The organism is Bifidobacterium imperatoris (assembly GCF_002860405.1).
Classification (GTDB): Bacteria; Actinomycetota; Actinomycetes; order Actinomycetales; family Bifidobacteriaceae; genus Bifidobacterium; species Bifidobacterium imperatoris.
Map to the genome: position 1 here is coordinate 112,480 of NZ_NMWV01000005.1, position 13,134 is coordinate 125,613.

Here is a 13,134-nt window from a genome sequence, read left to right on the forward strand (position 1 = left end):
TTCGGCACCATTGCAAACCCCGGAGACCTCACCTAAGACACGCACCACGTTGGTCATGCCTCACCACAGCTTCCGTTTCAGCTTCAGACGGTTGCTCAGGCATGGGCGTTCCGAAGTACGCCGCTCACTGCAGGCTCGAACCGTGGCCCTGACAGTGCTGCTCACCTTGTCTGTGGTCATTGTGTTCTCTATGGTTTCGATGATTTCGGTGCGCGCGTCACTGCTTACGCAAACCACATCCCAGTCTCAAGCGGATTTCTCCAATATGGTGGAGCAGGCGCAAACCGGTTTGGATGCCTCTGATGCCACCACCACGGTGCAGATTCAGCAGCTTGTCAATGATTTGGCCTCGAACCTGCAATCCGACGGTGCCTCCAATCTGGTGGGCGTGTATATGTGGAGCCGAGAATCCACTGCGCGTTCCATCATTCCTATTTCCACCGAGCCTACATATGAGGACATCATCACCGCCGATATGCATTCCGCAGTGGCCTCCGATGTGGACGGCAATGTGTTCTATCAGCCGGTGAATCTGCCCAGCGCCTCTGATGCATGGAATGGGCACACGCCAGGTGCCGTGCTGGGCACGGTATTGGACTATGGCGTAGCCGGGAATCTGGAATTCTTCGCTGTATACTCCTATGCGCTGCAACAGCAGTCGCTGACGCAGATTCAGCTCAGTCTGCTGGCTGTTTGCGCACTGCTTTCCATAGCGGTAGGCGTGGTGATGTGGATGGTGATTCGCGGCATCGTTCGCCCGGTGGAGCATGTGGCGTATGCGGCGGAAACCTTGGCATCTGGCAACCTCGATACGCGCGTAGAAGTGAATCGCAAGGATGAGCTTGGTGTGCTGCAGCGTTCGTTCAATGGCATGGCTGATTCATTGAATCAGAAAATCGATCAGCTTGAGGAGGCCAGTGCCTCGCAGAAACGGTTCGTCTCCGATGTGAGCCATGAGCTACGTACCCCAGTGACCACTATGCGTATGGCTTCCGATTTGCTGGAAATGAAAAAAGATGATTTTGATCCGGCAACGAAGCGCACGGTTGAACTGCTGTCCGGTCAGATTAATCGTTTCCAGGATTTGCTCGCCGACCTATTGGAAATCTCCCGATACGACGCTGGCTATGCCGCATTGGATTTGGTGGACGCTGATATGCGCGATCCAGTGAACGATGCTGTCGAACAGGTGACTGGTATTGCGGCGGCCAAACATGTGGATATTCGTGCCATGCTGCCCAATGTGCAGGTGCTCGCCAAAGTCGATGCTCGCCGTGTGACCCGTATCGTTCGCAATCTTTTGGCCAATGCGGTTGATTTCGCTGAAGACAAACCCATTGATGTGCGCATTGCAGCCAATCGCAAGGCCGTGGTCATCAGCGTGCGAGACTACGGTGTAGGCATGGATGCGAACACTGTGGTCCATGTGTTCGACCGATTCTGGCGAGGCGACCCATCTCGCTCCCGCATCACCGGAGGAACTGGTCTGGGCCTGTCTATTTCCATGACCGATGCGCTCTTGCATCACGGTTCAATTCGTGTGCGCTCGGCATTGGGAAAGGGCACATGGTTCTTGGTGATGCTGCCACGCGATCCTCTGAACGGAAGAGTGCCAGATGGTGATCTTCCCCTCACTTTCGCTAGTGAGGCACCGGATGATTTCTCGATTTCCGGTGGATTCGGTGTGGCGGAAAGTCCGGTTGCAGAGCGCAGCAATGCGGTAGCCATCGCGTCATCCGCTCAGGATAATGGCGCGCATACAACCGATGATGAGGATGGTGACGAATGAAAGACAAGCGCATACGGTCCATCGTCGCCTCCATTGCAGCGTTTCTATGCACAGCGGTTTTGACCGCCTGCTCAAGCCCATTCGCCTTACCGACCAGCGGCAGCGTTCAGACGCTCGCCCCGGTGCAGCAGCAGACTCAGCGCGTGTATACCAATCCACAAGGGCCCAATGATGATGCGCAGCCAGAAAGCATCGTTGAAGGTTTTTATGATGCCATGCCGGCTGGCGTGCAGTCGGATGGGTACCGTGTGGCCCGTGAATTCCTTACATCCTCAGCCTCTACCACATGGAATGGTGATGGCTCCGCAGTGATTTACAGCGGCACTCCTGATTTTCGCCGCCGTGCCAACACAATGACCGCTCCGCAAGGCGCGGAAAGCTCGCTCATCGTAGAAGTGAACGTGCAAGTGGTAGGCACACTGGATTCACACGGTTCGTATACGCCAGTGCATGATACGCAATCTCGAAAACTGTCGTACACGTTGATCAAGCGCAAAGGGCAGTGGCGTATTTCCTCGCTGGAAAACGGAGTGGTGATTTCCACTGCGGATTTCGATCAGGTGTTCCGACAGGTTTCCGTCTATCAGGTGGCTTCCTCCGGCAAACAATTAGTGCCGGACGTGCGTTGGCTGAGCTGGCGCAATTGGCGTACTCAGGCGGTACGTGAAGTATTGGGCAATGCACCAAGCTGGCTGAAGGATGCAGTGAAGGAATCCGGCGCGAATACGGTGTCTTTGGCCGTTGATTCAGTGCCGGTACAAGACAGTTCGGTGGAAGTCAGCCTTACTCGAGGCATCAATGCACTCAGTGACGAAGACCGTGGCATGCTGGTGCATCGCATCAGATTGACGCTGGGCGACGGTAATTCGGGATATAGCCTGAAGGTGACCGGCGATGGCGTTGATTATTCGGATGCCGATTCGAATATCAAGCTCGACGCTGATCAGCCGGCGGTAGGTGTGTATACGTTGACCGGTGGGCATGTGGTTTCGCTGTCCAGCTCCAGTCCGCTGCGCGTGGGTGACGCTTCTGGGTTTGATGATGCGCTCGGATTCACGTTCTCCACCAACGGAGGAGCGGTACTGCAGGCGGACGGTGTTGTGAAATGCTTGGATGCAGGCGGCGGTTCCTGCGGCACGTTGTTCGGTAATGCTCGCGTGCGCTCGATAACAGCCGGCTTGAACGGTGAAGTGTGGGCGGTCAGCAAGGATGGCAAGGCTCTGTATGTCTATCGCAATGAGAAATCCATAAAACTGGACATACCGTGGCTGGATGACGGGGGAGTGGTGACTTCCGTGAACGTATCCACCGAAGGCTCGCGTTTGGCGGTGGCCATCAATGGTGGCTCGTTGAGTGGTGTGGCGATTACCGGCATTGTGCGCGATGCCAATAACGATGTCATCGGATTGAGTAAAGCGGCGGCGCAGGTAAGCCGAACGCAGAATGTGGCCATGCTTTCGTTCTATAACGATTTGAATCTCGTGTACGCCACTTCGGCGCCTCAGGATGGAGCCCAGCAGAGTGCATATCGCCAGATTGTGCCCGGTCCTGATACTGTACAGCGACTACCTGAAGGCACGATAGTATCGATGGCTTCGGGCCAGATCAGCCTGTATCGCCGTTTGGCCGTGCTCGATGACACTGGTACCGTGCGTTCGGTTTCCGGCTCTTTGGATGGCTCCTGGTCTATTGCGGATAGTCAGGTTACCGCGCTTGGCTCGCAATGATTCGTGTTGTGCGCATTGTTCGCATACATATAAAGATATGAAAAACTCCCGTACGCTTAGCGCGCGGGAGTATTTCATATGCTGACAGGGTGTCAGACAGATCAGATGCCGCCGTATTCCTTCTTGAACAGTTCGGCCGGCACTTCGGAGTTCATCGGAACCTCATAAATGAGGTATGCCATGTTGAACGGGATGTTGAACAGGTGACGGGTCACGCCGTACTCTTCCTTGGTGCCCAGGAAGTTGAAGTTATCCGGGCATTCCGGCTCCCACTTGGCCAGAAGCTTGGCGGCATCGCCGATAGTGGCGGCCACGCCGGCCAGCTGCTTCACACCCTCCACCTGCTTGATGATAAGAAACACGGTCTTCTGCATAGTTACCCTTTCTGTATACCTGTAGCAACGGCCTTGTCGCTCGGTTGACGAGCGGCATTGCCGCTATGCAACCAACTACCATTATGGTTGATAAATGGCCGTAATCCGCCGAGTTTCGCCCATCTGAACGCACTGTTATCAAAACGTTATAGACCTGTTATCAAACTGTTACCGCTCACGATTGAACATCAGACCTGTTCGTTCCATACTTAAGACTGTCGATGACATGAAGTCATCAATGTGGATGGATGGACATCCAGAGAACACTGCTCGAGGAGGAGTATTCATGAAGAATTGGAAGAAAGCTATTGCTCTCGTTGCTTCCGCTGCTGCATTGGTAAGTGTTGCGGCTTGTGGTTCCAGCAGCGCTGGTGGCAACAACGATGGCAAGAAGACCGTCGGCTTCGTGGCCGTTGGTCCTGAGGGCGGCTTCCGTACCGCTAACGAGAACGACATCAAGTCCGCATTCAAGGATGCAGGCTTCGATCTGGTCTACTCCCCGACTCAGAACAACGATCAGCAGAAGCAGATTCAGGCTTTCAACAAGTTCGTGAACGACGAAGTTGACGCCATCATCCTGTCTTCCACTGAGGATTCCGGTTGGGATGACTCCCTGAAGAAGGCCGCTGAGGCTGAGATTCCGGTCTTCACCGTGGATCGTAACGTGTCCGTCAAGGATGCCGATGCTAAGAAGGCTATCGTCTCCCACATTGGACCGTCCAACGAATGGGCCGGCCAGCAGGCTGCTGAGTTCGTGAATAAGAGCTTCCCGGACGGCGCCAACGGCTTCATCCTGGAAGGCCCTGCAGGCCTGTCCGTGGTGAAGGATCGTGGCACCGGCTGGTCCGACAAGGTTGCTTCCAACATCAAGGTGCTTGAGTCCCAGTCCGCTAACTGGTCCACTGATGAGGCCAAGACCGTGACCGCTGGTCTGCTCGACAAGTACAAGTCCGAGAACCCGCAGTTCATCTTCGCCCAGAACGATGAGATGGGCCTCGGTGCCGCTCAGGCTGTTGACGCTGCCGGCCTCAAGGGCAAGGTCAAGATCATCACCATCGACGGTACTAAGAACGCTCTGCAGGCTCTGGTTGACGGTGACCTCTCCTACGTGATCGAGTACAACCCGATCTTCGGTAAGGAAACCGCTCAGGCTGTCAAGGATTACCTGGATGGCAAGAAGGTTGAGAAGGACATCCAGATCGAGTCCAAGACCTTCGACGCCGCCAGCGCCAAGGAAGCTCTGGACAACAACTCCCGCGCTTACTGATAGCACGGCTGCTCAACACTGATAACTGAACTGAACTCGTAGTGATGGTGTGAGAAGGAAAACATGCTCCTTCCACACCATCACTCATGTTCGGCCCAAATATCACAAAACGATAACAAAAATTCCTTCTCGTTTAAGGCAAAGACATGACTGATAAAACCCCTATCGTCGTGATGAAGGGCATCACGATTGAGTTCCCGGGCGTCAAGGCTTTGGACGGTGTCGACTTGACCCTCTACCCAGGTGAAGTGCACGCTCTCATGGGTGAGAACGGCGCTGGTAAGTCGACCATGATCAAGGCTCTGACCGGTGTGTACAAGATCAACTCGGGCTCCATCACCGTCGAGGGCAAGCCGCAAAGCTTCAACGGCACTTTGGATGCTCAAAACGCCGGTATCGCCACCGTGTACCAGGAAGTGAACCTGTGCACCAACCTCTCCGTTGGTGAGAACGTGATGCTCGGCCATGAAAAGCGTGGCCCGTTCGGCATCGACTGGAAGAAGACCCACGAAGCCGCCAAGACGTATCTGGCTCAGATGGGTCTGGAGAAGATCGACCCGCACACTCCGCTGAGCTCCATCTCCATCGCCATGCAGCAGCTGGTCGCCATCGCCCGCGCTATGGTCATCAACGCCAAGGTGCTGATTCTCGATGAGCCGACTTCCTCCCTGGATGCCAACGAAGTGCAGGACCTGTTCAAGATCATGCGCAAGGTGCGTGACTCGGGCGTGGCCATCCTGTTCGTCTCCCACTTCCTCGATCAGATCTACGAGATCACCGACCGTCTGACCATTCTGCGTAACGGTAAGTTCATCAAGGAAGTCATGACCAAGGACACTCCGCGTGACGAACTCATCGGCATGATGATCGGTAAGTCCGCCGCCGAGCTTTCCCAGATTGGCGCCAAGAAGTCCCGCCGTGAAATCAAGTCCGGCGAGAAGCCGCTGGCCGAAGTCAAGGGCCTGGGCAAGAAGGGCACCATCAATCCGGTCGATCTGGACATCTACAAGGGCGAGGTCGTCGGCTTCGCAGGCCTGCTGGGCTCCGGTCGTACCGAGCTTGGCCGTCTGCTCTTCGGCGCAGACAAGCCGGACTCCGGTACCTACGAGTTCAACGGCAAGCAGGTCAACATTTCCGACCCGTACACCGCCCTGAAGAACAAAATCGCATACTCCACCGAAAACCGTCGTGATGAGGGCATCATCGGCGACCTCACCGTTCGCCAGAACATCCTCATCGCACTACAGGCCACCCGCGGCATGTTCAACCCGATTCCGAAGAAGGAAGCGGATGCGATCGTCGACAAGTACATGGAAGAGCTCAACGTTCGTCCGCGCGATCCCGATCGCCCGATCAAGAACCTGTCTGGTGGTAACCAGCAGAAGGTGCTGATTGGCCGCTGGCTGGCCACCCACCCGGAGCTGCTCATCCTCGACGAGCCGACCCGTGGTATCGATATCGGCGCCAAGGCTGAAATCCAGCAGGTCGTGCTCGACCTCGCCGCCAAGGGCATGGGCGTTGTCTTCATCTCCTCCGAGCTTGAAGAGGTCGTGCGTCTGTCCGACGACATTGAGGTCCTGAAGGATCGCCACAAGATCGCAGAAATCGAAAACGACGACACCGTCTCTCAGGCGACCATCGTCGAAACCATTGCTAACACCAACGTGAACGGAAAGGAGGCGTGAGATGGCTGAAAAGGCAAAGGAAGAGGGCAACGCTCTCGTGAAGAAGCTGCTGAGCAACAACCTGACCTGGTCCATTGTGGCATTCATCCTCCTGGTCGTCATCTGCACCATCTTCCAGCATGACTTCCTGGCATTGAGCTGGAACGACAACACCGGCGGTCTGGCCGGCCCGCTGATTACCATGCTTCAGGAATCCGCCCGATACCTGATGATCGCCACCGGTATGACCCTGGTCATCTCCACCGCAGGCATCGACCTCTCGGTCGGCTCCGTGATGGCCGTGGCAGGTGCCGCCGCCATGCAGTCCCTCTCCAACGGCGTGAACGTGTGGGTCTCCATCCTGATTGCCCTGCTCGTTGGTCTGGCCATCGGCTGCGTCAACGGCGCTCTGGTCTCCCTGCTTGGTCTCCAGCCGTTCATCACCACCCTGATCATGATGCTCGCCGGCCGTGGTATCGCCAAGGTGATTACCTCCGGTGAGAACACCGATGCTTCCGCAGTCGCCGGCAACGAGCCGCTCAAGTGGTTCGCCAATGGCTTCATCCTCGGCATCCCCGCCAACTTCGTTATCGCCGTGGTCATTGTGATTCTGGTCGGCCTGCTGTGCCGCAAGACCGCAATGGGCATGATGATTGAGGCCGTGGGCATCAACCAGGAAGCCTCCCGTATGACTGGTATCAAGCCGAAGAAGATCCTCTTCCTCGTCTACGCGGTCTCCGGCTTCCTCGCGGCCATCGCTGGTCTGTTCGCCACCGCATCCGTGATGCGTGTTGACGTGGTCAAGACCGGTCAGGACCTCGAAATGTACGCTATCCTCGCAGTCGTCATCGGCGGCACCTCGCTGCTCGGTGGTAAGTTCTCCCTCGCCGGCTCTGCTGTCGGCGCTGTGATTATCGCCATGATCCGCAAGACCATCATCACCCTCGGCATCAACGCCGAAGCAACCCCGGCTTTCTTCGCCGTCGTCGTGATCGTGATCTGCGTGATGCAGGCTCCTAAGATCCACAACTTGGGTGCGGAAATGAAGCGCAAGCGTGCACTCAAGGCTCAAGCTAAGGCGGTGGCAGCATGACAACAGCTACGGCAAATAAGGTAAAGGCTCCTAAGAAGGGCTTCAAGCTTGATCGTCAGATGATTCCGACCCTCGCGGCCGTTGTAATCTTCCTGCTGATGATCATCATGGGACAGGCACTGTTCGGTACCTACATCCGACTGGGCTTCATCTCCTCCCTGTTCATCGACCACGCCTACCTGATCATCCTGGCAGTGGCCATGACCTTGCCGATTTTGACCGGTGGTATCGATCTGTCTGTCGGCGCCATCGTGGCAATCACCGCAGTCGTCGGCCTGAAGCTGGCAAACGCCGGTGTTCCCGCCATCCTGGTCATGGTCATCATGTTGCTGATCGGTGCTGTGTTCGGTCTGCTGGCCGGCACGCTGATTGAGGAATTCAACATGCAGCCGTTCATCGCAACCCTGTCTACGATGTTCCTGGCTCGCGGTATCGCCTCCATCATCTCCACCGACTCCCTGACCTTCCCGGAGAACAACAACTTCGACTTCATCGCCAACGAGATCAAGATCATTGATAACCCGAAGATCTCCAACGATCTCTCCTTCAACATTGGCGTTGTTATCGCTCTGATTGTTGTGATCTACGGCTACATCTTCCTGCACCACACCCGCACTGGCCGCACCATCTACGCCATCGGTGGCTCCCGTTCCTCCGCTGAGCTGATGGGTCTGCCGGTCAAGCGCACCCAGTACACCATCTATCTGACCTCCGCAATCCTTGCGGCCCTGGCTTCGATTGTGTACACCGCCAACATCGGTTCCGCAAAGAACACCGTTGGCGTGGGCTGGGAGCTCGACGCAGTGGCCTCCGTGGTTATCGGCGGTACGATCATCACCGGTGGCTTCGGCTACGTGCTCGGTTCCGTGCTCGGCGCTCTGGTCCGCTCCATCCTCGACCCGCTCACCTCCGACTTCGGTGTGCCGGCAGAATGGACCACCATCGTGGTCGGCCTCATGATCCTCGTCTTCGTGGTGCTGCAGCGCGCCGTGATGGCAGTCGGGGAGAAAAAATAGGCCTCCGCGAACACATAACTGAACAATAACTGAATAGGTGTGCTCCGGTTGCAATCACTCTTCATCAGTTCGCCGCAGAACGGGGGAGTGCCGACAACCGGAGCGTACACCGCAATCTTTCTCCTTTTTCTTTTCTTCCTTTCATCGACGTGTGGGGAGCAGCTCGGAAATCCGAACTGCTCCCCACACGTTTTTTATATGAGTTTTGGTCCATGACCGCTGCATTAGCATTTTATGAAAACGATTCAATAATGCTGGCTATTTAGAAAAAGACAGCTTTGTATATCAAATTGTTATCGTTGCCACTTTGCTATGAAAACGTTATCGCGCTATGCTGTGAACATACGCAACCACAATGGCGTGCGGAACAACGCTGTCAAGCAAGGCCGCTGCCATGAGGTGCAATCGACAACATATAAGGAACATCAATGAGCAGCACATTCACATGGGAGGGCGGCGGCGTTGAGCTCGACTTTGCATACGCCGACGACCAACCAGTAGCGCTGGTGGCATACCGAGTGCCGAAGCAGCACATCGACGTGACCTTTGCGCATGCCACGCCTATCGTGGAAATTCTTGCTTCCGGTTCCGGCCATTGGCTGGCCTGCGGCAAAATCACCCACACCACTATCGGCAAGGACCTGCGCTACGTCAGCCATGTCACCAATCGAGCCGTAGAACCGGAAAGCGCAGAAGCACAGTCCACCGCCAGCCGTTTGGACATTACCCTGAGTGATCCGCGCACTGGCGTCGAAGCGGTAGTAACCTATGAGGTTGCGACGAGCTCGCCAATGGTGCGCACTTGGGCCACAGTGACGAACGCCAACGAACAGGATGACGTCACCCTGGAATCCGTTACCAGCTTCGCTGGCAGCTTTGGCGCTCCGACCGGAGCTTCTCCCACCGATTCCAACACGTTTGGCGATTGGACGCTCACCGAAGCGGACATGGACTGGTTGTGCGAAGGACGATGGCACACCACGCCATTACGTCGCATCTTCCCGCGCATTCATGAGGAACTGACTGGATGGGATCCTCGCGGTCGTCATCAGGTCATCTCCACGGGCACCTGGTCCACCGGCCAGCATGTGCCGCTCGCCGTACTGGAAAACAAGGTGCTTGGCCTCGCATGGATTTTCCAAGTGGAACATAACGGCGCTTGGCGCTGGGAAATCGGTCAGGATACGGCAGACGGTTACATCGCGCTTGCCGGCCCTGTGGAAGAAAGCCACGCATGGAGCAAGACGCTGAAGCCCGGCGCCTCCTTTGCCACTGTGCCAGCGTCCTTTACCATTGCTACCGACTTCAACGAAGCCACCGCGAACATCACTGCATACCGTCGCGCATGGCGTGTCAAGCATGCAGACAACGCGCATCCTTCCGTGGTGTTCAACGATTACATGAACACCATCTACGGCGACCCAACCACTGCCAAGGAACTGCCCTTGATTAAGGCGGCCGCTGAGGTTGGCGTGGAAATCTTCGTCATCGACTGCGGTTGGTATGACGACACCGGCAACTGGTGGCCATCCGTGGGCGAGTGGATGCCTTCCAAGACTCGATTCCCCGGTCCGAAGGGCATCGTGGAAGTCATCGATGCCATTAAGGAACAGGGCATGATTCCGGGCATCTGGCTGGAGCCGGAAGTCATTGGCGTCGAATCCCCGGTAGCTAATCAGCTGCCTGACTCCGCATTCATCACCCGAGCGGGCAAGCGTGTGGTCGAGCAGCAGCGTTACATTCTCGACTTCCGCAGCCAGGACACTCGTGACTACATGGATTCGGTCATCGACCGCATCGTAGGGGAGTATGGCGTTGGCTACTTCAAGCTTGATTACAACGTTTCTCCCGGCATCGGCTCCGACCACAACGCCGACAGTCTCGGAGACGCGCTGCTCGAACACAATCGCGCCTACAGTGCCTGGATCGACGGACTGCGCCGCCGTTACCCCGATCTGATTCTGGAAAACTGCTCGTCCGGCGGCATGCGCGAGGATTTCGCTCAGCTCAGCCGCTTCCAAGTGCAGTCCACCTCCGACCAGCAGGATTGGAAACTCTATCCGGCCATCGCCGCCGCGGCTCCCATGCTGATGCTGCCCGAGCAGGCCGCCAGCTGGGCATACCCGCAATCCGGCATGAGCGACGAGGAAACCGCGTTCAACATCAACACCACCTTCCTGGGCCGCTTCTTCCTCTCCGGTTACCTCAACCGCATGGATGAAGACCAGCACAAGCTCGTGGCCAAAGGCATCGAATCATACAAGCAGCATGTGCAGCCAATCATCGGCTCGTCGGTGCCGTTCTGGCCGCTCGGTCTACCGGAATGGGAGAGCGATACCGTGGCATTTGGCCTGCGCCCTGCATCAGGCAGCGAGCAATCCACGCTGATTACGGTCTGGGCTCGCGAGGCCAAGAACAGCACGGTTCGCCTGAACCTCGCCCACGCACAAGGCCATGAAGCCACAGTGCAGCCCATCTTCCCAGTTGAAGGCTTCGAATCCTGGCCTACGCAATGGCACGCCGATGAAGGCGTACTGGAAGTCACAGTGCCGACCGGCACCTGGGCCTCCCGCACCTTCGCCGTCACCGTCGATTGATCAACCGGCAATAACACCGGCAATACATCCGCGGCGCAGATAGAGCTGCGCCGCATACCACCACCAACCCATATCAAGGAACAATCATGAGCCAATCCACTACCGCGGCCGATCCGCGCAACCCTCATCAGATGCCATTGCATCGCAAGGTGACCTACTCGTTCACCGATCTTTCCGGCAACCTGCTGTACTGCATCATCAGCACGTACGCCCTCTACTACTTCACCGAGGTATACGGCCTGTCTATGGCCGTAGCCGGCACAATCTTGCTCGTCGCCCGCTTCTTCGACGCTTTCGATGCTCCGGTGTGGGGTGTGATCATCGATCACACGCACACCCGCTGGGGCCAGTCCCGTCCGTGGTTCCTGTGGATGGCCGTGCCGTTCTCGCTGTTCGTCTTCCTGCTGTTCTGCGCACCGCCCATCTCCGACCCTGCCGCCCGCGCATGGTACGCCGGTGTGGTCTACGTGCTTGCCGGCATCTCCTACACCGGCATGAGTGCGCCAATCACCTCCGTGCTGCCGAACCTCACCTCCAACCCGGACGAGCGTAACGTGGCCAGCACCTTCCGTATGGTCGGCGGCAACATCGGCAACTTCCTTGCTGTGACCTTCATCCTGCCGCTGTCCACCAAGATCGGCGGTTCCTCCACCTCCGCCAACGGCTGGCGTGTGGCCGTGGGCCTCTACTGCCTGGTGGCTCTCGTGCTGCTGGTCATCGCCTTCCTCGACATGCGCGAGCAGAACATCGAACGTACCAAGCCGATTTCCATCCGTGATTCCTTCCGCGCAGCCAAGGCCAACTGGCCGTGGATTCTCGTGGTCGTAGCCAACGTGGTCTTCTGGATCGGCTTCACCGCACGCACCTCCATGCTGCCGTACTACTTCCGCTACAACGTGGGCAATGAAAGCTGGACTTCCATCCTGAACGGCATCTCCATCATTCAGGTGCTCGGCATGATGAGCGTACCGTTCCTGTGCAAGCGCCTGCACCTGTGGGGTACTACGCTGCTCGCTCTCGGCTTTGCCGGCGCTGGCCAGATCGGTCTGGCGGTAGCAGGCGGCAACATCCCGGTGATGATCGTCTCCTGGTGCATTGCCTGCCTCGGCACCGGCACCCTGTGCTCCCTGTTCGTGCTCATGGTCACCTACTCCGTTGACTACGGCGAATGGAAGAACGGCATCCGCGCAGCCGGTCTGCTCACCGCCATCGGTTCCTCCTTCTGCATCAAGATGGGTGCCGGCATCGGCGCCTTCCTGCCTTCGCAGATCTTGAGCATCGCCGGATTCCAGGAAGGCGTGAAGGCTCAGAGCGCATCCGCACTCACTGCCATCCACTTCTCCTTCACCTGGCTGCCGCTGATCATCTTCGTGCTGTGCATGATTCCCGTCTACTTGTACAAGCGTTACGAAGATCAGCAAGACAAGGTGCTTGGCGAGCTTAAGGCTCGCGCCAACGAGGTGGAAGCAGCCAAGTAAGCAATCAATTATGTGATTGATTATTACTGATACAGCAAAGCCGAACGCAGCATACAATATGCCTGCGTTCGGCTTTGTTTTGTATGTGCAAGTTTTTCCTATGCGCTACGCAAGTGTGAGCCCAACCGT

The 13,134-nt window shown here is 56.9% G+C and carries 9 protein-coding genes; 8 read left to right on the plus strand and 1 reads right to left on the minus strand.

Translation table 11 applies throughout. The features are described 5' to 3' along the window. Window positions 1-55 precede the first annotated feature (55 nt). Together mtrB and Tam1G_RS01700 are read left to right on the plus strand one after the other, a co-directional pair. Window positions 56-1,789 (plus strand): MtrAB system histidine kinase MtrB, encoded by a 1,734-nt coding sequence (gene mtrB / locus Tam1G_RS01695; protein WP_101625364.1) that lies wholly within the window; start codon window positions 56-58, stop codon window positions 1,787-1,789. Continuing rightward, on the plus strand, window positions 1,786-3,516 hold the full coding sequence (locus tag Tam1G_RS01700; protein WP_101625232.1) for an LpqB family beta-propeller domain-containing protein: 1,731 nt from the start codon (window positions 1,786-1,788) through the stop codon (window positions 3,514-3,516). The genes mtrB and Tam1G_RS01700 overlap by 4 nt, the downstream gene beginning before the upstream one ends. A gap of 101 nt (window positions 3,517-3,617) precedes the next feature. On the opposite strand, the gene Tam1G_RS01705 is transcribed toward Tam1G_RS01700, so the two are convergent. Then, window positions 3,618-3,890: a hypothetical protein gene (locus Tam1G_RS01705; RefSeq protein ID WP_033890259.1), complete on the minus strand. Its 273-nt coding sequence runs from the start codon at window positions 3,888-3,890 to the stop codon at window positions 3,618-3,620. A 286-nt stretch (window positions 3,891-4,176) separates the two neighbouring features. On the opposite strand from Tam1G_RS01705, the gene fruE reads away from it, so the two are divergent. The 6 genes from fruE (at window position 4,177) to Tam1G_RS01735 (ending at window position 13,005) form a co-directional block, all read left to right on the plus strand. Then, entirely contained in the window at window positions 4,177-5,157 is a 981-nt protein-coding gene (gene fruE, locus Tam1G_RS01710; RefSeq protein ID WP_101625233.1) for a fructose ABC transporter ATP-binding protein FruE, read from the plus strand. A gap of 146 nt (window positions 5,158-5,303) precedes the next feature. Next, a complete protein-coding gene (gene fruK / locus Tam1G_RS01715) occupies window positions 5,304-6,842 on the plus strand; it encodes a fructose ABC transporter ATP-binding protein FruK (protein WP_101625234.1) in 1,539 nt (512 codons plus the stop codon). 1 nt (window position 6,843) lies between these two features. Next, the gene (gene fruF / locus Tam1G_RS01720; protein ID WP_033890263.1) at window positions 6,844-7,914 is read left to right on the plus strand and encodes a fructose ABC transporter permease FruF; all 1,071 of its coding nucleotides are present in this window, start codon (window positions 6,844-6,846) and stop codon (window positions 7,912-7,914) included. Then, entirely contained in the window at window positions 7,911-8,930 is a 1,020-nt protein-coding gene (fruG, locus tag Tam1G_RS01725) for a fructose ABC transporter permease FruG (protein WP_033890264.1), read from the plus strand. The genes fruF and fruG overlap by 4 nt, the downstream gene beginning before the upstream one ends. A 428-nt stretch (window positions 8,931-9,358) precedes the next feature. Then, a complete protein-coding gene (locus Tam1G_RS01730; protein WP_101625235.1) occupies window positions 9,359-11,527 on the plus strand; it encodes an alpha-galactosidase in 2,169 nt (722 codons plus the stop codon). Between the two features lie 86 nt (window positions 11,528-11,613). Next, window positions 11,614-13,005, plus strand: a complete 1,392-nt coding sequence (locus Tam1G_RS01735) for an MFS transporter (RefSeq protein WP_033890266.1) — start codon at window positions 11,614-11,616, stop codon at window positions 13,003-13,005. Window positions 13,006-13,134 lie beyond the last annotated feature (129 nt).